Below are 23,266 nucleotides of genomic sequence, written 5' to 3' on the forward strand. Positions count from 1 at the left end.
TGGCATTTTCTCTTGAGAGATAGTGGCGAACCAAGGGCTGCGGGAGGAGCTGCGGCCTTGGCAAAAATCGTCTGAGGAGGATGTCGATGAAGTTTCTCAAGGCTCTTGCCTGCGCCACGGCTTTCGCTGCCTGCGCTGTTTCTTCCCTTGCCCATGCTGCGGGTTACCCGGAACGGTCCATCACCATGATCGTGCCGTTTTCTGCCGGTGGACCGACCGATACTGTTGCGCGCCTCGTGGCGGAAAGCATGTCGAAGGATCTCGGCCAGCAGATCATCATCGAAAACGTCGGCGGCGCTGGCGGCACGCTGGGCGCTGGCCGTGTGGCGAATGCAGATGCCGATGGCTATACCCTGCTTCTTCACCACATCGGCATGGCAACCAGTGCCACGCTCTATCGCAAGCTGCCCTATGACACGCTGAATGCCTTCGAATATGTGGGCCTCGTGACCGATGTTCCGATGACCATCGTGACGCGCAAGGACATGGAGGCGAAGGATCTCAAGGGTCTGATCGATTACGCCAAGGCGAACAAGGACAAGGTGACCGTTGCCAATGCCGGCATTGGCGCCGCCTCGCATCTCTGCGGCATGCTGTTCATGAGCGCGATCCAGACGCCGCTCGTCACCGTTCCCTACAAGGGTACAGGTCCGGCCATGACGGATCTGCTCGGCGGCCAGGTCGATATCATGTGCGACCAGACCACGAATACGACGAAGCAGATACAGGGCGGAACGATCAAGGCCTATGCCGTCACCTCGCCGAAGCGTCTCGACGTCATGAAGGATATCCCGACCGCTGTCGAAGCTGGTCTGCCGGGCTTTGAGGTCGGCATCTGGCACGGCATCTATGCGCCGAAGGGCACTCCGGCAGAGGCAACCGAGCGTCTTGCGAAGGCTCTCAAGGTTGCGTTGAAGGACCCGAACGTCGTTGCCCGCTTTGCAGAACTTGGCACCGCACCTTCGCCCGAGACGGATGCGACGCCTCAGGCGCTGAAAGCCAAGCTTGAAGGCGAGATCGCTCGCTGGAAGCCCGTGATCGAAGGCGCCGGTCAGTACGCTGACTAAGCCATGCCGCGAGGATGCCGCGCCTTTTGCTGAAGGGGCGGCAACCTCGCATGCTCTGGCCGTCATGATGAATTACGTTTGTACGTGAGCCATCGCATCGACGGTTGCTGAATATTCGATGGGGGCATCATGAAATTCACCGCAATTGACAAAACGAACGCGATTTGCGGCGCGCTCTTTATCTTTCTCGGACTTTTTTTCGCACAGCAATCGCTGGATCTGGATCTGGGCACTGCCTTCCGCATGGGGCCCGGCTATTTTCCCTTTCTTCTCGCCTGTGCGCTTGTGATCCTTGGGGTGGTCATTCTCATCCAGTCTTTGCGGGTGGAGCATGAGCAGATCGGAGCCATCGCCTGGCGCGGCATTCTTTTCATTCTGCCATCGACCATCTTCTTTGGATTGACGGTGCGCGGCCTCGGATTCGTGCCTGCGCTGTTCTGTACGGCGATGATTGCCTCCTTCGCATCCACGCGCATGACGCCGCTTCTGGCCGTGCTGCTTTCGGCGGGGCTGACAGTCTTCTCGCTGGTCGTCTTTACCTATGGGCTGGGTCTGCCGTTCCGCACCTTCGGTCCATGGCTCGGTTATTGAGGAGGCGGCGATGGATCTGTTCAGCAATCTCGCGCTCGGCTTCTCGACCGCATCTTCCCTGGAAAACCTGTTTTTCTGCCTCATCGGCGTTCTGCTCGGCACCCTGATCGGCGTCCTGCCGGGTATCGGCGCAACTGCCACAATTGCCATGCTGCTGCCGATTACCTTTCAGCTTGAGCCGGTTTCCTCGCTCATCATGCTGGCGGGCATTTATTACGGTGCCCAGTATGGCGGCTCGACAACCGCGATCCTCATCAACATGCCGGGCGAAAGCTCGTCTGCTGTGACCGCCATCGATGGCTATCAGATGGCACGAAAGGGCAGAGCGGGGGCGGCCCTGGCCATTGCGGCGCTCGGCTCCTTTTTCGCGGGCACTGTTTCCACCTTCCTCGTGGCAATTTTTGCGCCGCCGCTCACCAAGGTTGCTCTTGAGTTCGGCGCGGCCGAATATTTCTCATTGATGGTCGTCGGTCTCGTCTCCTCCATCGCGCTTGCTTCCGGCTCCATCGTCAAGGCGCTGGCCATGGTGGTGCTTGGCCTTTTGCTCGGCCTTGTCGGAACCGATATCTATTCCGGCACGCCACGTTTCACCCTTGGAATTCGGGAATATTCTGATGGCTTGAATTTCGTGGCTGTTGCGGTCGGTGTCTTCGGCATTGCCGAAATCCTGCGCAACCTCGAAGGCGAGAAGAACCGCACGGTGCTGATGTCCAAGGTGACAGGGCTTTTGCCGACCAAGGACGACTTCAAGCAGATGATTGCGCCTGTCCTGCGCGGAACGGTCATCGGTTCGGCTCTCGGCATCTTGCCCGGAGGCGGCGCTATTCTCGCCTCCTTTGCCTCCTATACGGTGGAAAAGCGCGTCTCTAAGACGCCGGAGGAATTCGGTCACGGTTCGATTGCCGGTGTGGCGGGGCCAGAATCCGCCAATAATGCCGGTGCGCAGACCTCCTTTATTCCGCTGCTGACCCTCGGCATTCCTGCCAATCCGGTGATGGCGCTGATGATTGGCGCGATGATCATCCAGGGCATCGTGCCGGGGCCGAATGTGGCAACCGAGCAACCGGCGCTGTTCTGGGGCATTATCGCTTCGATGTGGATCGGCAATCTGATGCTGGTGGTGCTGAACCTGCCGCTGATCGGCTTGTGGGTAAAGCTTCTGACGATCCCGTATTACGTGCTCTTCCCCATCATCATGGCCTTCTGCTCCATCGGGGTCTACAGCGTCAATTCGAACGTCTACGATCTCTATGCGGTCGCCTTCTTCGGCTTCATTGGCTATGTTCTGGTGAAATTGCGCTGCGAGCCGGCACCACTTCTGCTCGGCTTCGTTCTTGGCCCGCTGCTGGAGGAAAACCTGCGCCGTGCCATGATCCTGTCCCGCGGCGATCCCTCGACCTTCCTCACGCGTCCGATCAGCGCCACGCTGCTGGCCATTGCGCTGGCTGTTCTGGTGGTTGTGCTGCTGCCGAGCGTGCGCAAGAAGCGTGACGAAGTCTTCGTCGACGAGGATTGAGAAAAAAAGAGAGCGGCACATCCGGCCGCTCAATTCCGCCTGTCAGAGGCCCGTCACGTCCTGGACATGTTGCAGGTCGTTAACGGGCCTTTTTTCATGGATCCTCTTCAAGAGAAACTCGCCCATGAGGCGGCCTGCCTCCGATAGATCCTCGCAGATGGTATGGATGCGCGGGCGCACCTGATCGAAAAGACCGGAGGTCTGCTTGGTAATGAGATGCACGTCATCGCCAATTGTCAGGCCCCTGTCATAGGCCGCTGCCATCACGGCCATGGCAATGACCTCTCCGCCGCAAATTACCCCGTCCGGGCGATTCTCGCGGCCGAAATAGTCGTAAAAGCAGTCGCGGATTGCGTCCGATTTGCTGTCTATGCTGATCGCCTGCGGTATTTCATACTGAACCCCCGCCTGTGTGACAGCCTTCAGGAAGCCGTGGCGCATATGGTGGGCAAAGGTGAAGTGGTTGGGCGGCAGCACGATTGCCAGCTTGCGGGCGCCTGCCTCCACCAGTCTGAGGGCTGCGCGATAGGCAAAGGCGGAATTGTCGTAATCCACGAATGGATGCTGCACCGGCAGTTCCGTCCTGCCATGGCAGATGAAGGGGAAATCGCACTCCATCAGCATGCGCGCCCGTTCATCCTGCGGCTCCGTACGGGTGAAAATAATGCCATCCGCCATGCGATTGCGCACGATATGCTGAACGGGATCGATCTGCCGCGTGCCGGAAAAATGGGGCGTGATGACCAGATGATAGGCGGTTGACCTCAAAGCTTCGCTGAGGCCGCTGATCAACGATGTGGCATAGCCCAGTATTTCCTCGTGCGGATCCAGCACAAGGCTGATGACATTGGTGCGGCCGGTGCGCAGTCGCTGGGCAGCCCGATCCGGCAGATAGCCGATCTGCTCGGCCACCTGCGCCACGCGCAGGCGGGTTTCAAGCGCAATCTGCGGTGCGCCCGCCAATGCCCTGGAAACAGTCGTAACGGCGAGGCCGGTCAGGTCTGAAATTGTCTTGAGTGTGGGCTTGGCGGCGACGACGCCTGCCGCGCTATCTGTTCCAGACGGAGCGTCGCTGCGTCCGCCCTCCTTGAGCGTCATGATTGTTTGTCTCTCCCCAGGGTCCCCGACCTGCCGCCATTCTACAACCACATTCCAACGGCTATGGAAACATGGAGAGGGGAAAAATCGGTCTGGAGATCAGTTTTTTGGATCTATGTAACCTGCGCGCTCGTGTTGTTTAATATCAAATTGTCCTGTTTTGATACATTTGACGATCTTGTTGAGAAACAGCATTAAGAAGAGAAACGGGCGGCTGCGGCGATTCAGTCTCCCTACAGGTTGTGTCTTGTTTCGTACAAAGGTAAGTTCAACCTTAAACATGAACTATAATCATATTTTCTGTACCGAGATGAGACCTTGGTTGTATACGGGAAGTGAGATATAGGTGGGACGACGATCACCGTCGGGGATGTGCGAGGGACTGAAAGCGATGGTCGCAAGGGCGAAGATTGGCGTCATACGTCTTCTGGGACGTATTGGCGGCATATGAAGAGGCTTCGGGGTTTTCTACCCACTGCTCCGATTGGGGCCTATCTCGTAGCGCTGGCGGCAGTCATCGCACTGCCCCTGATTGCGTTCGTCATCTTTTTGATTCTGCGGCTGGAGGATCAGCAGCGGGAAATCCTGAATGGCGAGACGCAGGATGATGCGCGCGTAATCGCCCGTGCCATCGATCAGGAACTGCGGGATGCCATGACGACGTTGCGTCTCGTTGCGACCTCTCCCGAGCTTGAAACCGGAGACCTTGCGGCTTTTCATTCGCGCACCCAGCAAAGCCTGCGCGGCAGTCAGCGTTATATTCTTATTGCGACTGAAGGCGGCAATCAGGTTCTCAATACCCGTGTGAATTACGGCACGCCTCTTCCTCCGCTGTCGGACAAGAACGGTTTGCAGAGGGTTCTTTCCAGTCGGCAGGTGACCGTTTCCGACATTTTCTTCGGCAATACGAGCAAACGCTGGGTGTTCAACGTTTTGATGCCTCTGCCCGAGAAGCTCCGCCAGACGGCTGGCGATGCGCTGATCCTGACGCAGAACGCCGAGGACTTGCAGCGTCTCATCTCGACAGAGGTTCTGCCCAAGGGCTGGTCCGTGGCTGTTCTGGACAGGACGGGACACGTCGTTACCTCCACCAATGCTTGGGCCGGGGAGCCAAGCCCCATCCCGCCGCCGACCCTTGCCCTGATGACGGGTGCAAGCGGTACGATCGAGGACTTGGGAGGCAAGGAGCGGGTCATGTATGGCTATGCTTTGCTTGCACCATGGAACTGGAAGGTCGTTGTTTGGGGGCCAATCAGTGCTGCCCAGGCAACGATTGCCTCCACATGGCGGTATTTTGCCGTAGGCAGCGCCGCGTTTCTCTTTGTGGGCTTGTTGATTGCCTATCTGCTCGCACGTCAATTGCGCACGCCCATCCGCCAGATCGCCGAGATGGCCGACCAGATCGGCCGCGGCAGAATCGTTTCTCCCATCCAGACAAGGCTGGAGGAGGCAAACCAGGTGGCGATTGCGCTCTCCAATGCATCCTTTGACCGCAGTGAGGCGGAGGATCGCATTCATCTCATCATGCACGAGCTGGTTCATCGCACAAAGAACATCATGACGCTGATCCAGGCCATGATCCGGCAATTGGCCCGTAAGGAAACGGATATTGATTCCTTCCAGCGCGCCATCGGAGAGCGGCTTCAAGGGCTTGGCAAATCCATAGAAATGCTTGCTCAGGAGCAATGGGCAGGCGTGCCGATCACCAGGGTCATCTCGCTTCATCTGGAGGCTTTTGCCGAGGCGCAAAAGCGAGTTGATGTGGCTGGCCCGGAATTTGTTCTGCGCGCCGAGGCGGTGCAGAATCTCGGTCTCGTTCTGCATGAGCTTGCGACCAATTCTGTAAAATACGGTGCGCTTTCCGCCAATGAGGGGCGTGTTGCCTTGAACTGGAAAGTGATTGCGGATGATGACGGCGGGGAGCCGAAAATCCGCCTCGACTGGATCGAAAGAGGCGGGCCGCTGGTCAAGGAGCCTGGCACGACGGGCTTTGGCACGACGATTATCAAGCGCCATGCGGCGGCGGCATTTAACGGCCAGGTGGAGGTCGATTATTCACCGAATGGGTTCCGCTGGATGCTGTGCGGTCCGCGGCGTCTGTTTGAACGCTGCCCGACAGAGGCGCAGCAGGAGCTGGAAGCCTGACTGTCGCCCGGAACGAACGCGCGCAAGCGGCGTTTGGCGGACATGGATGTCTCAAGTACAATCACCCCGGAACCGGCTGCTCTCTCGGAGATCGGCCTGATCTATGTCAGCGATGCTGAACCCGGCATCAGCCGTGTGCGCAAAGGACGCGGCTTTTGCTATCGTATGCCGGATGGCAGTCTGGTCTGCGAGGGGCCGCTCAAGCAGCGCATTCTCTCGCTCGGCTTGCCACCGGCCTATGAAAGGGTGTGGATCTGTCTTGATCCGCAGGGGCATTTGCAGGCCACCGGCTATGATGCGCGCGGGCGCAAGCAATATCGCTATCATAGCGCCTGGCAGGCTTTCCGCAGCGAACTGAAATACGACCAGCTCAGCGCCTTTGCAGATGCCTTGCCGCGCATTCGCCGCAAGGTTCAGCGCGATCTTCTCAATGGTCTCGATAAACCCGATGCGGTGCTGGCTGCTCTTGTGTCCCTGCTGGACGTCACCCATTTGCGCGTCGGCAACCGCGCCTATGTGAAGCAGAACAAGACCTATGGTGCGACAACGCTTCTGAAACGCCATATGAGTTTTACCGAAGATGGCGTGCAGCTTCGCTTCACCGCCAAGGGCGGCAAGCGCGTGCGCCATCTCATCCGCCATCCACGCCTGCAAAGGATTTTCGAGGAGATTGCGGATCTGCCCGGTCGCCAGCTTTTTTCCTGGCTGGATGAGGATGGTGGCACGCATCCCGTCGATTCCGGTCGGTTGAACAGCTATCTGGCGCAATGTTCCGGACTGCCGATTTCAGCCAAGACCTTTAGAACCTGGGGAGGAAGCCTTGCGGCTTTCGGGGCAGCGGCACAGGCTTTCAGGAAGGGCGAGAAAATCCGGATGAAGCTGTTGACGCAGGCCGCCTCGGAGCGATTGCAGAATACGCCTGCGGTCTGCCGCAACAGCTATATTCACCCCACCATTCTGTCGCTTGTTGAAGAGGTTGCGCCACTGGAAGCGCTGTTCTCTTCACCTCTTGCCAAAGAGGCCAAACTCTCCGGTCTGCGTGCGGAAGAACAATATCTGCGCGCCTATCTCAATCTTGCGCACGAGTGACGGCAGGCAGAGAGGACATGCGAAAAAGGCCGCCGGTGAAGGCGGCCTCTTGTTTGAACCGTGCTTTTCGATCAAGCGGCGCGCCGGTCGTGGCGGCCTTCCTGCACTTCCTCGACGATCTTTGCGACGAAAGCGTCGAGATCCTTCGGGGAACGCGAGGTGATGATGCCGTTGTCGGTCACCACTTCCTTGTCTTCCCAGGTGGCGCCAGCGTTTTTCACGTCGGTGCGGATGGAATGATAGGATGTCGCCTTGCGGCCGCGCAGCGCATCGGCTTCAACCAGTAGCCAAGGGCCATGGCAGATTGCGGCGACCGTCTTGCCGCTCTTGATGAAGTCGCGAACAACCTGCACGGCCTTCTCATCGGTGCGCAGGATATCCGGGTTGATCTGGCCGCCCGGAATGACAAGCGCATCGTAATCCTCGTGCTTCACCTGATCGACGGTGAGATCCACAGCAACCGTGTCACCCCAGTCCTTTTCGTCCCAGCTTTTGATTTCGCCGGATTTGAGCGAGGCGATCTTTACCTCTGCGCCATGGCCGCGAAGCTTTTCGAGAGGAACGCGAAGCTCCGAGCGCTCATAGCCATCGGTTGCAAGAATGAGAATGCGTGCGGAATTAATATCGGGCATGGGTCCAATAATCCTTTTTCTTTGAGAGATTGGCCGTCAGAGACGGCCGGTGGAAAGATCGCGTCCATTGATGGAAGCTGGTACGCTGATCTGCTCGCGCGATGGGCGAGGAAAGGGCAGCGTCACGCTTTCAGGCGCGACAACATGCATGTGAGGGAGGGGGCGCGTTTCGTCCTTCTCCCTGGTATTACGGTGATTGAACAGGCTCTTCAGCCTCGTCAGCAGATTGGCCATCGGTCTTTTCCCTTCCAGTCTGGCGGTGAGGGTCTTGACGCCTCTGGTGTATAAAACCGAAAGGGACGCAGGAGAGTTCCGACAAAAAACAGCAGAAGCTTTGGAACCTTTTTCTAATGTTCGACGTTGCGCGCGGGTACCGTTGTTCAGAACGCCGCTGCCGTCCTGCATCAATAAAATTCCTCAAGCTATGCCAAGGTCCTCATGCATGACGACCGATTGGTCGGCCGGTGCCGACCGAACCGATCACCGTCACGGATTTATCCATCGCCTTCGGCATGCATCCCTTTCGTTCTGTTGAGTCTCAGCTCGTGCTCCGGCGTGCAATCCGCACTGGACCCTGCCGGACGGGAGGCGGAGGCTGTCGCGCTTCTCTTCTGGGTCATGGTTGCCGGTGGGGGGGTGATCTGGCTCGGTGTCATGGGCGCACTTTTCTATGCAAGCCACCTCAAGAAGCAGCCGTTTTCAGAACGCAAGGCTGGCGGCTTGATTGTCTTCGGCGGTGTGGCCTTTCCGGTTGCGGTGCTCGCAGCGCTTCTTGCCTATGCGGTTTGGCTGATGCCCGCCATGCGTCCGTGGTTTGGCGGCGAAGGCGAGGGGCTGCGGCGCATTGAGGTGACGGCGGAACAGTATTGGTGGCGCGTGCGCTATCTCGACGAGCGCGGCCAGCTGATCCGCGAAAGCGCCAATGAAGTTTATATGCCGGTGGACGAACGTGTGCTCTTTTTGCTGAAGGCGAAGGATGTCATCCATTCCTTCTGGATCCCATCCATTGGCGGGAAAATGGATGCCATTCCGGGCAGGGTGAATTCCCTTCAACTGGAAGCGACAAGGCCCGGTAGCTATCGCGGGGTCTGCGCGGAATTCTGCGGCACAGCCCATGCCCTGATGGCTTTTACCGTTGAAGCCCTGGAGCCGGATGCTTTTGAGGAATGGTTGCAGCAAACCTCTGTTGCCGCATCGGCTCAGTCCGGCTTGCAGCAGGTTTCTCTCTCCGCGGGCGAGGCTTCCTTTCTTCGCCAGGGGTGTGGTGCCTGCCACGCGATTGATGGGACGGAGGCACAAGGGACGATAGGCCCCAACCTGACAGGCTTTGGTCGTCGCCCGACGATTGCGGCTGGCACGCTGCCCAACACGCGTGAGCATCTCATTCGCTTCATTCGCAGCCCCGATACCATCAAGCCGGGCGTGCGGATGCCTGCATTCTCCATGCTGCCCGAGAGTGAACTGACGGCTATCGCCGATTACCTGAAAGGATTGGAATGACGCCCAAGCTTGGACCGCTTCTGCCCGCCGAGGAGCGTGAGGCACAGGAGAAGCGCCTCCGGGACGTGTGGAGGACGCCGGGCGGCTGGCGTTATTGGACATCCGTCAACAATAGCGAAATCGGCCTCTGGTATGGCTGTGCCGCCTTTATATTCATGTTGTTCGCAGGTGCTTTGGCTCTTCTGATCCGCCTGCAACTGGCCGTGCCGGAAAATACGTTTCTCAGCGCCAATTTCTTCAATCAGGCCTTCACCCTGCATGGCACGGTGATGATGTTTCTGTTTGCGGTGCCGATCTTCGAGGCGGTCGCGATCTTCCTGCTGCCCTCCATGCTGGGCGCACGCGAACTGCCATTTCCCCGCCTGTCTGCCTTCGGCTTCTGGAGCTTTGCGCTTGGTGGCGTCTTCGTCTGTGGCTCGATCTTTTTCGGTGCCGCACCCAATAGCGGCTGGTTCATGTATCCGCCGCTTGCAACAGACAAGGAGCAAACCGGTATCGGTGCCGATATCTGGCTGCTGGGTCTCTCCTTCATCGAGGTTGCCTCCATTGCCGCTGCCGTGGAACTGATCGTCGGCATTATGAAATGCCGCGCGCCCGGAATGCGGGTCAACATGATGCCGCTTTTCGCCTGGTATCTGTTGATCGTGGCGGGCATGATCCTGTTTGCCTTTCCGCCGCTGATTGCCGGAGATCTTCTTTTCGAGATGCAGCGGATGTTCGACTGGCCCTTCTTCGATGCCAGTCGCGGCGGCGATCCCCTTTTGTGGCAACATCTCTTCTGGATCTTCGGACATCCGGAGGTCTACATCATCTTCCTTCCCGCCATTGCCTTGATGGCGATGATCGTGCCGACCTTTTCGCAGCGCCCCATTGTCGGCTATTCCTGGATTGTTCTCGCGGCGGTCGGAACAGGCTTTCTGAGCTTCGGGCTCTGGGTCCATCACATGTTCACCACTGGCCTGCCGCAGATCTCGCTCGCCTTCTTTTCGGCGGCATCCGAGGCGGTCGTCATCCCCACAGGCGTGCAGATTTTCGTCTTCATTGCCACCATGCTGGCTGGAAGGGTGATCTTTTCTGTTCCCATGCTGTTTGGCGCGGGCGGATTGGCGATCTTCATCATCGGCGGTTTGACGGGGGTGATGGTTGCGCTGGTGCCCTTCGACTGGCAGGCGCATGACACCTATTTCGTCGTGGCGCACCTTCATTATGTGCTGATCGGCGGCATGCTCTTTCCCGTCACGGCGGGCATCTACTATTTCTACCCCTTCTTCAGCGGGAAAAAACTGTCGGATGGGCTCGGCAAGGTCGCCTTCTGGCTGATGTTCGTCGGCTTCAACCTCGCCTTTTTTCCGATGCACTTCGCAGGCCTGAGAGGCATGCCCCGCCGCGTCTTCAGCTATCCGGCGGAAATGGGTTGGGATTGGTTCAATCTCATCTCAACCGTCGGTGCCTTCATCTTCGCGGCAGGTTTCCTGAGTGTCGTCTTCGATGTGGTGAGGCCTAAGACCAAGGTGCCGCCCTGCGGGCAAAACCCGTGGAATGCCGGAACCATGGAATGGCTGAACCAGCCTGAGGAAAGCTGGGGCATGCGGTCGATCCCGATTGTCGAAAGCCGCTATCCGCTGTGGGACCAGCCGGATCTGCGCCAGAACATCGAGGATGGGCGCTATTATCTTGCCGATGCGGAGACCGGTCACCGCGAAACACTGGTCACCTCGGTTCTCGATGGCAAGCCGCTTCAGGTTCTGCGCGTCGGCGGTTCTTCCTATATCACCATGGGTGCGGCCTTTCTGCTTGGCGGTGTCTTCATCGCCCTTACCTTCGAATGGTGGCTGGTGACGATCCTCTGCGGCATCGGCACGCTCATCGCCATCCTCTACTGGCTGTGGACTGGCACGGCGCAGGTTCCAGAGACGGAAAACCGGCAGGTTGGGCTGGGCGAGAGCTACCCGCTCTATGTCTCCGGCCCGGCCTCGGTCGGGTGGTGGGCCATGTTCATCACCATGGTGGGCGATGGAACAGCCTTTGCGAGCCTCGTCTTCGGCTATTTCTTCTACTGGACAATCCATGATGATTTCACCGCAGGTCTTGCCGGTCCGGGCCTTGCCTGGCCGCTGCTCGCCGCTGCTCTTTTCCTCACGGCCTGGCTTCTCATGCTGGGGGCACGCTTCCTCAACAACCGCAATCAGGTTCTGCCGATGCGGCTTTCACTTGGCCTGTCCTTCCTGATTACGATTGGCGGCCTGCTGGCCGGATTGATGGGGCCCTATGTCCATTCCATGCAGCCTACGCTGCATGTCTACCCCGCAACAGTGTGGATCCTGGCGATCTGGACCTCGGTCCACGCGCTGGTTGCACTCATCATGCAGGCCTATTGTCTGGCCCGCAGCTTTGCCGGCTATCTCACATCGGACTACGATCAGGATCTCTGCAACACGGTGCTCTACTGGCACTTCATGGCCTTCACCGCCGTGGTGACCTACCTGACCATTGGTCTTTTCCCGGAATTGAGGTGAGGCCATGAAAAGCGTTATCCCCCGCGAGGTTGAAACCCTCTGGACCCTCTTCACCGCTCCCACCGTCTGGGCGTTGCATTTTCTCGCCTGTTATGTGGCAGCGGCAATCTATTGCGCGAAACCCGGCGTCCTGGGTTTGCAATTTGTCAGTCTGCGCTGGCTTCTGGGCGGGCTGACCTTTGCCGCGCTCGCCTTCATCGTATTTGCAGGCTATCTGGCGTGGCGGCAGTGGGGCTTCGGGTCCGGCGATCCTCCGCATGACGAACCGACGCCCCATGATCGAAAGCTCTTTCAGGGCTTTGCCACGCTGCTTTTGTGCGGCCTCAGTTTCGTCGCCGTGGTCTATACGGCCATTCCGCTGATCTTTCTGGCGGAGTGTCAGTCATGAGGTTCAGAAAAGCCTGTCTGATCCTCGGATGTCTGGTTCTGGCGGCGGCCTGGATCACGCTGATCCTTGGCAACAAAGAGAGCTTTTCGATCCATATGATCGTGCATATGGCGGTTGTGGCGGGGGCTGCTCCTCTGCTGGCGGCAGGGCTTGCGGGCGGGCGTTGCGATTTTGTATCTCGCGGTCGGGTGCTGACACCACTGCTTGCATCCATGATTGAACTCGTCGTCGTCTGGGGCTGGCATTCGCCAGCGGCGCGCGACCTGGCGGCAGGATCGGCGCTGGTTCGAGGTCTGGAGCAGCTGAGTTTTCTGCTGGCTGGTCTGATCCTGTGGCTCTCCTGTCTTGGCGGGGCCGGTGACGAGAAAGAGAGCCGTCGTCTTGCAGGTACGCTCGGGCTGCTTTTCACCTCGATGCACATGACCTTGCTCGGTGCGCTTCTGTCGCTCTCGCCACGCCCGCTTTACGGGGACGGTGAGGTGACCTGTTTTGGCGTGCCGTTGAGTGCCGGGCAGGATCAACAGATCGGCGCTGTGGTGATGCTTTTGATCGGAGCTGCCGTCTATCTGGCAGGAGGCGTCGCCCTGCTGGGCCGCACGCTGAACCCGTCCACCGCCCGAGTGTCCGGAGAATGAAGATGCGCATTGGCTGGAAACAAGTCGCCATCGCGGGTGTCGCGGCAGCTATTATGGGCTTCGCCTTTGCGTGGTCCGGCATTATGGGGATTGGCGCACGCAGCGGCCACTGGGCCGTGACGGACTGGTTCTTGCACTGGACCATGAAGAATTCCGTACGCACGGCGTCGCTCGGAACCGAGCCTCCGCCGCTCGATAACCCGGAAATGCTGAAGCTCGGTGCCGGTCATTATGAACAGGGCTGTGCCTTCTGCCACGGCTCGCCCGCACAAGCGCGCTCCCAGGTGGTCTTCAACATGCTTCCGGTGCCGCCGGATCTTAAGCTGAAAGTGCCGGAATGGACGGATGCGGAACTGTTTCACATCGTTCAGGATGGCGTGCGCTTTACCGGCATGCCCGCCTGGCCGTCAGAACATCGCGAAGATGAGGTCTGGGCCATGGTGGCGTTTCTCCGCCAGGTGCCAAGGATGGAGGCAGCCCGGTATCGTCAGCTGGCGGGACTGGCAGAGACCGCAGAGGCGGGAGAGCAGGCGGAGCTGAACTGTCAGTCCTGTCATGCGCAGGAGCGGCTGAACGGCAATAGCCTGATCCCCAATCTGGCGGGGCAATCGGAAGACTATTTGCGGACAAGCCTCCTGGCCTATCTCAAGGGCGAGCGGGCAAGCGGTGTCATGCAGGCGGCGGTTGCGGGATTGGGAGCGGACGATGTGGGGATGCTGGCCCGTTTCTATTCGGCCATGGAGCATAAGCCGCTCAATGCCGCAGGCACCAATCCGCGCGGTGCGGATATTGAGGCCGGACGTCAACTTGCCATAAAGGGAAGATCGCAGGACAGGATCCCCGCCTGCCTCAGTTGCCATGATAGGCAGGATGCCAATCCGGCCTATCCCAGGCTCTCAGGTCAAAGCGCGCCTTATCTGGCTCAACAATTGCGGCTGTTCCGTGAGGATCATCGCGGCGGAACGGCATTCCGCCACTTGATGGTGCCTGCGGCGAAGAATCTGACCGACCGGGATGTTGAAAACCTCTCCGCCTATTTTGCCTCAGAAACGCGATAGCCCGCGCACAGGCGGGCCATCGAGGCTTTCGGTTGGTGTCTCACACAGGGTCCCGTGTGTCCTATACAGGCACGATAAACATGTAGCAGACGGCGATCGCGAAAACGAAACTGGCTGCTTCAACCCACTCACGCGACATGGTGACTCTCCCTTTTCCGTATGCCTCAAAACGCTGTTCTGCGCCTGCGGTTCCACACAATCGCCACAAGTGTGAACAGTGCGGCCAGACTCTGGCGGAAAGATGACAATTGTTAACGTTTTAACGCCTCGGCACGGGATTTTGCCGCTTCCAGGATCGCATCGATTTCGCGTGCGGCTCCGTTTTCAAGCGCAATGCCCGCAGAGGGCACAGCACCCGGATCTTCCTGGTAATTCTTGTAGTTCGCGTCTTCGCGGATGCGCTCCAGCAAGGCGTCCCGCACCGATTGACCGGCGAGCAGCGCGGCCAGGCAGTCGATCAGCAATTCCCGGTGTGCATTGATGCGGGCTTCCAGTTCTTCGCGGCTCATGGCGGTCATGTGCGTTCTCCTCCTTGCACCTGAACCCTCTCAACTAGAGCAAGGCAGAATGGGAACAACCCGGCGAGACATGCAGTTTCTTCTGCAAGAAACAAGGAGGAAACATCATGGCAGGCCATGCCACACTCGGCGGAATCGGACGCGGCGGAGATGTTCGCGACCGCCTCATTCTCGCACTTTACGCACAGTTGAAAGCGGAGCGGGATACACGGGAAGCGCTGGAATATGTGATCCGAAAAGGCGCGCTCTCGCCCGAGGTTCTGCAGGCCATTGCCGCAGATCCCATTCCCGCTGCCGCCGAGGCTGATATTGCCGCGGTGGAAAAGGTTGTCTCCTTCGATCGCGACCGCCGCCGGACGGCTGCGGCAGAGGAGTGACGATCATGAGAAAGCTGATCTTGGTGGCGAGTGCGCTTCTTGGCCTGTCTTTGGCAGGCTGCGATTCAGACAAGCAGAATTCCAGAAGCGATACCGACAAAGTAACGACCGAGGGTATTGGCACCGCGCCGGCGCAAAGGGATCCCACGCCCGATAGCAGCACAGGCGGTGGCAGAGAGAACCGCAACGGCGGCTTCACCCAATAGCCGCAGTCGCCGCACATTCTTTGCAGCCGGCGGAACGAAAACGCATGTCGCGCTTTGATTGCGCAGATTCAACACAAGGTGCGGCATGGACAGCAAATCTCATAGTTTTACGATCGAGCCCGGAACCTGGCTCGAACAAGGTGCCACATTCGATGGCAGGGGAACGAATTTTGCGATCTTTTCCGCCCATGCGGAGCGGGTGGAACTTTGCCTCTTCGATCCATCCGGCAAAACCGAGCTTGCACGCCTGACACTGCCGGAGAATACGCATGAGATCTGGCACGGCTATGTGCCGGGCGTGAAACCCGGGCAGCTTTATGGCTACCGCGTGCATGGCCCGTTCGATCCTGAAAACGGCCATCGCTTCAACCCGAACAAGCTGTTGATCGATCCCTATGCCAAGGAGCTGGTTGGCGAATTCGAGTGGAACGACGCCCATTTCGCCTACGACATCTATCATGACGACAAGGATCTGACCTTCGATGAGCGTGATAGCGCACCCTTCACGCCCAAATGCCGGGTTATCGATCCTTTTGCCATCGACTGGGGCAGCGATGAGCGGCCCAATGTGCCGTGGCCCGCAACGATTGTTTATGAGACGCATGTCAAAGGCTTTACCCAGCTGAACCCTGCCATTCCGCAGGAACTGCGCGGCACGTTCGAGGGCATGGGTCACAAGGCAACCGTCGATTACATCAAGAGCCTTGGCATTACCTCAGTCGAGCTGATGCCGGTGCACGCATTCCCGGACGATCAGCACCTGTTGGAGAAGGGGCTGCATAATTTCTGGGGCTATAACACCATCGGCTTCTTCGCGCCCGCATCCCGCTATTATGGGCCGAAGGGCCTGCAGGGATTCCGCAACATGGTGCGCGCCTTCCACGATGCCGGAATCGAGGTCATTCTTGATGTGGTGTACAATCATACTGCGGAAGGCAACGAGCTGGGGCCGACCCTTTCCTTCAAGGGCATCGACAACTTCTCCTACTACCGTACGATGCCGGATAATCACCGCTACTACATCAACGATACGGGCACCGGAAACACGGTCAATACCTCGCATCCGCGCGTCCTTCAGATGATCATGGACTCGCTTCGCTACTGGGTCGACCACATGCATGTCGACGGTTTCCGTTTCGATCTCGGCACCATTCTCGGGCGTGAGCCGCAAGGTTTCGATGAACGTGGCGGCTTCTTCGATGCAATTACGCAATGCCCCATGCTGTCACGCGTGAAGCTGATCGGAGAACCCTGGGATATCGGTCCCGGAGGCTATCAGGTCGGCGGCTTTCCACCCGGCTGGGCAGAGTGGAACGACAAGTATCGTGACACGACGCGGGAATACTGGAAGGGCGACCAGAACACGGCCCCCGATTTTGCAGCCCGCCTGCTGGGGTCTGGTGACATTTACGACCAGCGCGGTCGCCGCCCCTGGGCCAGCGTCAATTTCCTGGCGGCTCATGATGGCTTCACACTGAACGATCTCGTTTCCTACAACGAGAAGCACAACGAGGCGAATGGCGAAGACAATAATGACGGCCACAACGACAACCGCAGCTACAACTACGGTGCGGAAGGCCCGACAGACGATGAAGGCATCAATGCCGTTCGCGAGCGGCAGAAGCGGAACTTCCTTGCAACGCTTCTTCTCTCTCACGGCACGCCCATGTTGCTGGCAGGCGATGAGTTTGGCCGCAGCCAGATGGGCAATAATAACGGTTATTGCCAGGACAGCGAAATCTCGTGGGTTCAGTGGGAAAATCTTCCAGAGAGCAACGAGGCCCTGCGCACCTTCACAAAGCAGATCATTGCCCTGCGTGCAAAGCAGCCTTTGTTCCGGCGCGAAAACTGGCGCGATGGCATGGAAGTGAATTGGTTCAATGCCGGTGGTGGCTATCAGCAGCCTGAACAGTGGCTTGAAGGTTCAACGCTCGGCCTGCATCTGGGAAGACGCGATCTTGAAGGCCAGCCGGGTATCTGGTCGGATGTGCTGATGCTGTTCAACCCGTTCGAAGGGACTGTTCCCTTCAAGATCCCGCCGCTCAACAAGGGACGCTGGATTCTGGAGCTTACCACCGCCGATCCCGCGATGCGCGGTCAGGAGATCGAGCAGGAGGAGGATTACGAGCTGGAGGGGCGCAGCATGGCGGTGTTCCGCCGGGGCTGAAAAGCTGGCTCAATCAGTCGATGAATATCGCCGCTCCTATTTGGAGCGGCGTTCTGCCTCCAGGCTCTTTTTCAGCGCGCTCATAATATCGACCACATTGTCTTCACGCTTGGTACTTTTCGGCTTTACGCGGCCTTTCGGTTTCTTCTTCCGGCTTTCGATGATGGAAACGAGTTTATCCTGCACCGGATCATCCGCCATGGACGGATCCCATTCCTCGGTTCGCTCGCCGATCAATCGCTTGATCAGTGTCAGGTGTCTGGTATCTGCCTTGCCCGGTGCCGTTTTGTCGAAATAGGGATCGGCCTCTCGGACCTCGTCGCCGTAGCGAAGGGTCCACACGACGATGCCCCTGTCGTCCGGCACAAGCATGACGGCCCGTTCGCGGCGATACATGACCAGCCGCGCGATGCCCACCATGCCGGTCACGCCCATGGCTTCGCGAATGACGGAGAATGCTTCCTCGCTTACCTTGTCATCCGGCGTGAGGTAGTGCGGGCGGTCATACCAGATCCAGCCGATGTCCTGGCGCGGAACGAAGGTTGCGATGTCGATCGTGCGCGTGCTTTCGAGCCCCACATCGTCCAGCTCCTCATCCTCGAAGAGGACATAGTCGTCTTCCGCCCGTTCGAACCCCTTGACCTGATCGTCCTCGTCCACCGGCTTGCCCGTCACCGCATCCACATATTGCATGACGATGCGATTGTGGGTTTTGCTGTTGAGATTGTGGAAGCGGACCTTCGCACTTTCCGAGACTGCCGGCGTCATGGCGACGCGACAGGTAACCAGCGATAGTTTCAGATATCCCTTCCAGAAGGCGCGTGGTGCCATGGTCGTTCTCCGTTTGGAGCAGAAACCCGCCGAACGCTTCGCTGGTTCCATAGGGTACGGGAACCAAAGCTGGCGCAGACCCGTTTTCCGCCCAAGCACCGATCATAAAGATAGGAAAGGGTGGCTATCATGAGCATTGTCGGCACACAGGTTATCGCGGAAGGCAGCGGCACGGCGGGTTACACCGTCGAGTTCGTTGAAGACAGCGGAGATGTCGTTTCCGTCAGCCTCAGGTCGAACGCGTCTGGCGTCAACAAAACCAATGCCGTGGCGAAGGCGAAGGAATTCCTGAACAGGATTGTGGCAAGCGATGCGCTGCCGGACGAAATGGTTGACGGCAAGAACCAGGACGGCCGTGCGGCGACCATGTCTTCCAATGACCGCGTCAACCGCGCCGACCAGGAACAGCAACTCGAGGAAGGACTGGAAGACACTTTCCCCGCCAGCGATCCGGTCTCGGCAACCATCACGTCCATCCCTGGCAGGAACGGCGGCACGCGTTAACTTTCCGCGGCACGAATGTCACGCCCGAGCGCGGTCCGCGGTCCGTCCGGGCGTTTTTCCTTGCGCTGCATCGCTTGACTTTGCCATTCAATCGGCGTTTTCAACTTATTCGTATGTTCTAAATGAGAATATTCTGAATATGATGTGCCCAACCCGTAAGGCGTTGGGCCTGTGAAGAGGTCGGGATGACAGAGGATAAGGCCAAGGCCACAGACATGCCTGGCACGGGCCAAAAGGTTTTGGGGCACAAGGTCGGTGCCAAGGTTGCCGATCTCTTGTCTGAAATCGAGAAAGAGCCGGTGCCGGACCGTCTCATGACGCTGGCGCTTGAGCTTCAGAAAGCTTTGCACGACAAGCTGAAATAGGGCTACCCTCCCGACGCAGACAGCACGTCGCGCCTGACATGGCCCGCCACCACTTCGCGTGGGCCCTCTGCTTCATAGGTGCCGCTCTCATCTTCAATGACACTATAGAGTTTTTCGCTGCGAAAGGCGCTCGCCATACGGGTTGAATTCCCCTCGGCCGGCAGTGCGTCGATTTCCGTGTAATCGTCTTCCGCCTGGCTTGCCACCAGCCGGGCATCGCCAGCGGTGCGGGCACGCACATAGACCGTTCCCTGCGGCGGTCTATCCATCCACTGCGGGTCGTCATCCGGCGCATTGGGAACCAGTGAAAAGATCTTCAGGCGTTCTGACATGGCAGGTCTCCATCGGGGAATTGTCGATGAATAACAGAACAGCCGGCGGAAAGTTTCTCGCCGCCCTCGGTGAGGAACATTCCCGTGCGCCTTCCGTTGGGATTGCAGACACAACGGAACTCAGAAGGAGAATGTCATGCGACATGAACCCAAGGATGGCGGCAAGCCGGGCGAAATCTCCCAGTGGCCACGATGGGAAGGACCGGCGGAAAACCGGCCAAGCGGCTATGTTCAGGGCGAAGCGAATATTTTCGCGGAGGACCCTGTCGGCGAAAAGAAGCGCACGGCGCAAGATTATCCGCTGGATGATCTGGCCGACGAGGAACGGCGCAAGCAGGAGCTGGAAAATGGCCGATAATCTGTGGTTCATCGCCGTCGCGCTCGGCCCGGTCCTGCTGGGAGGCGCCATTGTTTTTGCCATGATGCGCAGGCGCCGATTTTCTCAGGATGAAATCGAGGAGCGTCGGGCTGCCAATCATGACCTCTACGATCGGCCTCAATCGCGCTGATCTCTCGGACACCTCTGGAAAATGCTGATCCCCGCACACGTGGTCCGGTCGCGCAAAGCCCGGACAATGAATCTTTCGTCCGTTCAGGAACCTCCGGTCCAGGCCACTGTTAGAAGGCGGGTTTGAGCCCAAGGACGTTTGAAAAAAAGATAAATGGAGAGAAACACATGGCTTCGAAGACCCTCGACGATCTCTTTTACGAGACCTTGAAGGATATCTACTACGCAGAGCGCAAGATTTCTCGCACCCTTCCCAAGATGGCTCGCGGTGCCCAGAACGAAAAGCTGAAGCAGGCTTTCCTTGAGCATAAGGAAGAAACCGACGGCCAGATCGAGCGCCTGCAGCAGGTCTTCGAGCTGATCGGCAAGCGCGCCCGCGGCAAGACCTGCGATGCCATTGAGGGCATCATTTCCGAAGGCGAAGAAATTCTTGAGGAATTCAAGGGAACGCCTGCTCTGGATGCCGGACTTCTGGCCGCTGCACAGGCGGTGGAGCACTACGAGATCAGCCGCTACGGCACCTTGTGTGCCTGGGCAAAGCAGCTTGGCATGAAGGAAGCCGCAGACCTTCTCTCGCAGACGTTGCAGGAGGAAAGCGCCACCGATGAAAAGCTGTCCAAGCTGGCGGAAAGCACGCTGAATGCTGCAGCGCAGAAGGCTGCATAAAGGCGCAAGGGCCGGCGTGGACCGGCCCTTTTTCATCTTTTCAACGGCAGATTGAATTCAGGCATGGCCGAGAGAGTTGTTCGGCACGACGCGTGTCATCTGGCCGTTCACTTCCTGGCGGCGGAAAACGATCCGCTTCAACGTGTCGACTTCCTGTTCCGCGTGCAGGCGAGCCGCCTTCAACGCCAGAGCATAGGAAGGATAGGACGCCGAAACGCGTCCATCGCGTACGTAGACCCAACCAGTGGAATGCGGAATGATGTCGAAGCATTTTTCCATGTCACGGGCCCTCCCACGCCCGGCCTCGTAACCCGCAACCGCAGGCAAAGTTCCCTTCGGTTAAAAAAGTTTTTTTAAGCCCTTGCTAGTTTTAGATGCAGCGCACAAAATCGATCTGGGTACGGAACCTTTTAGATTTCTCTAACGTTATCGTTGTCGGGCGAATGGAGAGGCATATGGCGGATTCCGAAGACTGGATCAAACATCGCGCTTATGAGTTGTGGGAGGCCGAAGGCCGCCCTCACGGCAAGCATGACGAGCACTGGAAGCAGGCAACGGCCGAATTCCATGCCAAGCATAATGGCAAATCTCCGGCAGCGGGGCTCAAGGCACAGACCAAGCGCAAGGCGCCTGCCAAGGCTGAGCCGGCAGCGAGCGACCCGTCAATCCAGACATCAGCGAAAAGCAGGAAGCCGAAGGCGCCACCGACGCCCGTGGCTCCGGTTGCGGATCCTTCCCCCAAGAGACGGACGCGCAAGGCCACGACTGCCTGATCGCTTCCTTCGATCATATTGATCGTTTGACCGTCGCAGCCTCTGCGGCGGAACGGTGTCGTTTTGGCTTTCGGTATGGGCATGGCAATCGGTCTTCACCATCACTTTATTTCGTTTTCTGACTGGAACGGGCGAGGCTTTCGCTACGTTTCCAAAGACGCAAGGCATGCGGGCCGATACCAGCCGTGCATTCGGAGGAAGCCGCGATGATGAACGCGCCGTTGACGCTGGATAATCGGTTTGGCCGTAGCTCTGGGCGCAGCCGATCGGTTGGTTCCAGTTCAGGCAAGAAAGAAGCAGGCCCAATGAAAGTACTATCGGTTACATCCGAATTGTTTCCCCTCATCAAAACAGGAGGGTTGGCGGATGTGACGGGGTCTTTGCCGAAGGCGCTGCTGAGCTGCGGTGTGGATACGACCAGCATGTTGCCGGGTTACCCGGTGGTGATGCAGACGCTCGGCGAGCGGATGCCACTTGTGAGCTTCGACAATCTTCTGGGTGAGCGGGCAACCCTGTATCATGCCCGTCATGAGGATCTGGAGCTTTTCGTTCTGGATTGCCCGGCTTTGTTTGCACGGGACGGCGGCCCCTATATTGACGGAAACGGCACGGACCATCCCGATAACTGGAAACGTTTTGCCGCTTTGTCGCGTGCTGCCGCCGAAGTGGCAAACGGGGCTTTGGCGGGCTGGACGCCGGATCTGGTTCACACGCATGATTGGCAGGCGGCGCTGACATCGGTCTATATGCGTGAACTGGGCTGCAATTTGCCGGTGGTACTCACCATCCACAATCTCGCTTTCCAGGGCCAGTATGGCGCAGACCGGATGGACGCACTGGGTCTCGGCCAGCATCTCTACAGCACCGATTGCCTCGAATATTTCGGCGATATCAGCTATCTCAAAGGTGGCCTGCAGACAGCAGACGTGATCACCACGGTCAGCCCCACTTACGCGCGCGAAATCCTCACTGCGCGCTTCGGCATGGGGCTTGATGGTGTGCTGAACGAACGGGTGATGTCGCTTCGCGGGATCGTCAACGGCATCGATCTGGACGTGTGGAACCCGTCGACCGATCCTTACCTGCCGCGCAATTACGATTCGACGACATTGAAGCGCAAGCGTGAGAACCGCTCTGCCCTGATGGAGCGTTTCGGGCTTGAACAGGGCGATGGTCCGGTCTTTTCCGCGGTCACGCGCCTGACCTGGCAGAAGGGCATGGATATGTTCGCCGATACGGCGGATGAGGTTCTTCACCAGGGCGGACGCGTCATCGTTTTCGGCCAGGGCGATGCCGCCATTCAGGAGGCATTGCGCCAGACCGCCGCCCGCTTTCCCGGACGCATGGCAGTGCATGTGGGCTATGACGAACCTACTGCGCACCTCATCCACGGCGGATCGGATGCCATTGTCCAACCCTCCCGTTTCGAACCCTGCGGTCTGACCCAGCTCTATGCGCTTCGCTATGGCTGCGTGCCCGTCGTGTCCCGCACCGGCGGGCTTTCGGAAACCATCATCGATGCCAATGATGCGGCAATGTCTGCCCGCGTTGCAACGGGGTTCCAGTTTCATCCCGTCAATACGGATGGTCTCAGGCTGGCGCTTCGCCGTGCGCTCGATACCTATGGCGATACCCGCAACTGGGCGCGTCTGCAAAATCAAGGCATGAAAACCCGCTTTTCGTGGGAGCGGAGCGCGGAGAAATACGCTGCCATTTACAACAATCTCATCTGCCGCAGCGAGGAACTGCCGGAACAACGGCGTTACAGATAGAGGCGTCGAGAC

At 58.5% G+C, this 23,266-nt stretch carries 27 protein-coding genes; 20 read left to right on the forward strand and 7 right to left on the reverse strand.

The features are described from left to right. The first annotated feature begins 86 nt into the window (after positions 1–86). The 3 genes from ACFSE1_RS14890 (at position 87) to ACFSE1_RS14900 (ending at position 3,174) form a co-directional block, all read left to right on the forward strand. Positions 87–1,067, forward strand: a complete 981-nt coding sequence (locus tag ACFSE1_RS14890; protein ID WP_377402977.1) for a tripartite tricarboxylate transporter substrate-binding protein — start codon at positions 87–89, stop codon at positions 1,065–1,067. A gap of 129 nt (positions 1,068–1,196) precedes the next feature. Further along, a complete protein-coding gene (locus ACFSE1_RS14895) occupies positions 1,197–1,658 on the forward strand; it encodes a tripartite tricarboxylate transporter TctB family protein (RefSeq protein WP_377402979.1) in 462 nt (153 codons plus the stop codon). A gap of 10 nt (positions 1,659–1,668) precedes the next feature. Continuing rightward, positions 1,669–3,174, forward strand: coding sequence for a tripartite tricarboxylate transporter permease (locus ACFSE1_RS14900; RefSeq protein WP_377402981.1), 1,506 nt, complete (start codon positions 1,669–1,671; stop codon positions 3,172–3,174). A 42-nt stretch (positions 3,175–3,216) separates the two neighbouring features. Here the strand turns inward: ACFSE1_RS14900 and ACFSE1_RS14905 are convergent, their stop codons facing one another. Then, positions 3,217–4,272: a LacI family transcriptional regulator gene (locus ACFSE1_RS14905; RefSeq protein ID WP_377402983.1), complete on the reverse strand. Its 1,056-nt coding sequence runs from the start codon at positions 4,270–4,272 to the stop codon at positions 3,217–3,219. 447 nt (positions 4,273–4,719) lie between these two features. Between ACFSE1_RS14905 and ACFSE1_RS14910 the strand changes: the two genes are divergently transcribed. Together ACFSE1_RS14910 and ACFSE1_RS14915 are read left to right on the forward strand one after the other, a co-directional pair. Continuing rightward, positions 4,720–6,417: an HWE histidine kinase domain-containing protein gene (locus ACFSE1_RS14910; RefSeq protein WP_377402985.1), complete on the forward strand. Its 1,698-nt coding sequence runs from the start codon at positions 4,720–4,722 to the stop codon at positions 6,415–6,417. A gap of 42 nt (positions 6,418–6,459) precedes the next feature. Further along, positions 6,460–7,506 carry a DNA topoisomerase IB gene (locus ACFSE1_RS14915; RefSeq protein WP_377402987.1) on the forward strand — a complete coding sequence of 349 codons (1,047 nt, stop codon included), beginning with the start codon at positions 6,460–6,462 and terminating at the stop codon, positions 7,504–7,506. 71 nt (positions 7,507–7,577) lie between these two features. Here ACFSE1_RS14915 and ACFSE1_RS14920 read toward each other — a convergent pair whose 3' ends face one another. Both ACFSE1_RS14920 and ACFSE1_RS14925 read right to left on the reverse strand, forming a co-directional pair. Then, entirely contained in the window at positions 7,578–8,138 is a 561-nt protein-coding gene (locus ACFSE1_RS14920; RefSeq protein ID WP_377402989.1) for a type 1 glutamine amidotransferase domain-containing protein, read from the reverse strand. A gap of 36 nt (positions 8,139–8,174) precedes the next feature. Beyond that, complete coding sequence (locus tag ACFSE1_RS14925) at positions 8,175–8,372, reverse strand: hypothetical protein (RefSeq protein WP_377402991.1); 198 nt, start codon at positions 8,370–8,372, stop codon at positions 8,175–8,177. 321 nt (positions 8,373–8,693) lie between these two features. Between ACFSE1_RS14925 and coxB the strand changes: the two genes are divergently transcribed. Genes coxB through ACFSE1_RS14950 form a run of 5 tightly spaced genes read left to right on the forward strand, consistent with a single transcriptional unit; the run spans position 8,694 to position 14,235 of the window. Continuing rightward, on the forward strand, positions 8,694–9,638 hold the full coding sequence (coxB, locus tag ACFSE1_RS14930) for a cytochrome c oxidase subunit II (RefSeq protein ID WP_377402993.1): 945 nt from the start codon (positions 8,694–8,696) through the stop codon (positions 9,636–9,638). After that, the gene (gene ctaD / locus ACFSE1_RS14935) at positions 9,635–12,154 is read left to right on the forward strand and encodes a cytochrome c oxidase subunit I (protein ID WP_377402995.1); all 2,520 of its coding nucleotides are present in this window, start codon (positions 9,635–9,637) and stop codon (positions 12,152–12,154) included. The genes coxB and ctaD overlap by 4 nt, the downstream gene beginning before the upstream one ends. Before the next feature lie 4 nt (positions 12,155–12,158). Then, complete coding sequence (locus ACFSE1_RS14940; protein WP_377402997.1) at positions 12,159–12,542, forward strand: hypothetical protein; 384 nt, start codon at positions 12,159–12,161, stop codon at positions 12,540–12,542. Further along, positions 12,539–13,177: a cytochrome c oxidase assembly protein gene (locus ACFSE1_RS14945; RefSeq protein ID WP_377402999.1), complete on the forward strand. Its 639-nt coding sequence runs from the start codon at positions 12,539–12,541 to the stop codon at positions 13,175–13,177. The genes ACFSE1_RS14940 and ACFSE1_RS14945 overlap by 4 nt, the downstream gene beginning before the upstream one ends. 2 nt (positions 13,178–13,179) lie before the next feature. Next, positions 13,180–14,235, forward strand: a complete 1,056-nt coding sequence (locus ACFSE1_RS14950) for a c-type cytochrome (RefSeq protein WP_377403001.1) — start codon at positions 13,180–13,182, stop codon at positions 14,233–14,235. A 251-nt stretch (positions 14,236–14,486) separates the two neighbouring features. Here the strand turns inward: ACFSE1_RS14950 and ACFSE1_RS14955 are convergent, their stop codons facing one another. Continuing rightward, complete coding sequence (locus ACFSE1_RS14955) at positions 14,487–14,753, reverse strand: hypothetical protein (RefSeq protein WP_377403003.1); 267 nt, start codon at positions 14,751–14,753, stop codon at positions 14,487–14,489. A gap of 107 nt (positions 14,754–14,860) precedes the next feature. Here ACFSE1_RS14955 and ACFSE1_RS14960 point away from each other — a divergent pair, with 107 nt between their 5' ends. From ACFSE1_RS14960 to glgX, 3 genes are all read left to right on the forward strand, one after another. Further along, complete coding sequence (locus ACFSE1_RS14960; RefSeq protein WP_377403005.1) at positions 14,861–15,130, forward strand: hypothetical protein; 270 nt, start codon at positions 14,861–14,863, stop codon at positions 15,128–15,130. A 5-nt stretch (positions 15,131–15,135) separates the two neighbouring features. Then, complete coding sequence (locus tag ACFSE1_RS14965; protein WP_377403007.1) at positions 15,136–15,336, forward strand: hypothetical protein; 201 nt, start codon at positions 15,136–15,138, stop codon at positions 15,334–15,336. Between the two features lie 85 nt (positions 15,337–15,421). After that, entirely contained in the window at positions 15,422–17,503 is a 2,082-nt protein-coding gene (glgX, locus tag ACFSE1_RS14970; RefSeq protein WP_377403009.1) for a glycogen debranching protein GlgX, read from the forward strand. A 36-nt stretch (positions 17,504–17,539) separates the two neighbouring features. On the opposite strand, the gene ku is transcribed toward glgX, so the two are convergent. After that, positions 17,540–18,334, reverse strand: a complete 795-nt coding sequence (gene ku / locus ACFSE1_RS14975; protein WP_377403011.1) for a non-homologous end joining protein Ku — start codon at positions 18,332–18,334, stop codon at positions 17,540–17,542. A gap of 129 nt (positions 18,335–18,463) precedes the next feature. Here ku and ACFSE1_RS14980 point away from each other — a divergent pair, with 129 nt between their 5' ends. Next, entirely contained in the window at positions 18,464–18,838 is a 375-nt protein-coding gene (locus tag ACFSE1_RS14980) for a hypothetical protein (protein WP_377403013.1), read from the forward strand. Positions 18,839–19,023: 185 nt separating this feature from the next. Next, on the forward strand, positions 19,024–19,203 hold the full coding sequence (locus ACFSE1_RS14985; RefSeq protein ID WP_377403015.1) for a hypothetical protein: 180 nt from the start codon (positions 19,024–19,026) through the stop codon (positions 19,201–19,203). A 2-nt stretch (positions 19,204–19,205) separates the two neighbouring features. Here the strand turns inward: ACFSE1_RS14985 and ACFSE1_RS14990 are convergent, their stop codons facing one another. Further along, positions 19,206–19,535, reverse strand: a complete 330-nt coding sequence (locus ACFSE1_RS14990; protein WP_377403017.1) for a hypothetical protein — start codon at positions 19,533–19,535, stop codon at positions 19,206–19,208. Positions 19,536–19,671: 136 nt separating this feature from the next. Here ACFSE1_RS14990 and ACFSE1_RS14995 point away from each other — a divergent pair, with 136 nt between their 5' ends. The 3 genes from ACFSE1_RS14995 to ACFSE1_RS15005 all read left to right on the forward strand — a co-directional run bounded on the left by ACFSE1_RS14995 (position 19,672) and on the right by ACFSE1_RS15005 (position 20,709). Continuing rightward, a complete protein-coding gene (locus tag ACFSE1_RS14995) occupies positions 19,672–19,893 on the forward strand; it encodes a hypothetical protein (RefSeq protein WP_377403019.1) in 222 nt (73 codons plus the stop codon). Continuing rightward, the gene (locus ACFSE1_RS15000; protein ID WP_377403021.1) at positions 19,883–20,044 is read left to right on the forward strand and encodes an LPXTG cell wall anchor domain-containing protein; all 162 of its coding nucleotides are present in this window, start codon (positions 19,883–19,885) and stop codon (positions 20,042–20,044) included. Before ACFSE1_RS14995 ends, ACFSE1_RS15000 begins: the two co-directional genes overlap by 11 nt. Positions 20,045–20,211: 167 nt before the next feature. Further along, positions 20,212–20,709, forward strand: coding sequence for a YciE/YciF ferroxidase family protein (locus ACFSE1_RS15005; protein WP_377403023.1), 498 nt, complete (start codon positions 20,212–20,214; stop codon positions 20,707–20,709). 57 nt (positions 20,710–20,766) lie between these two features. On the opposite strand, the gene ACFSE1_RS15010 is transcribed toward ACFSE1_RS15005, so the two are convergent. Beyond that, positions 20,767–20,988 carry a hypothetical protein gene (locus tag ACFSE1_RS15010; RefSeq protein WP_377403025.1) on the reverse strand — a complete coding sequence of 74 codons (222 nt, stop codon included), beginning with the start codon at positions 20,986–20,988 and terminating at the stop codon, positions 20,767–20,769. A 176-nt stretch (positions 20,989–21,164) separates the two neighbouring features. Between ACFSE1_RS15010 and ACFSE1_RS15015 the strand changes: the two genes are divergently transcribed. Both ACFSE1_RS15015 and glgA read left to right on the forward strand, forming a co-directional pair. Continuing rightward, positions 21,165–21,482, forward strand: a complete 318-nt coding sequence (locus ACFSE1_RS15015; protein ID WP_377403027.1) for a DUF2934 domain-containing protein — start codon at positions 21,165–21,167, stop codon at positions 21,480–21,482. Between the two features lie 305 nt (positions 21,483–21,787). After that, the gene (gene glgA, locus ACFSE1_RS15020) at positions 21,788–23,254 is read left to right on the forward strand and encodes a glycogen synthase GlgA (RefSeq protein ID WP_377403029.1); all 1,467 of its coding nucleotides are present in this window, start codon (positions 21,788–21,790) and stop codon (positions 23,252–23,254) included. The last annotated feature ends 12 nt before the right edge of the window (positions 23,255–23,266 follow it).

The organism is Affinirhizobium helianthi (assembly GCF_042680945.1).
In the GTDB taxonomy this organism is placed as follows: domain Bacteria; phylum Pseudomonadota; class Alphaproteobacteria; order Rhizobiales; family Rhizobiaceae; genus Neorhizobium; species Neorhizobium helianthi.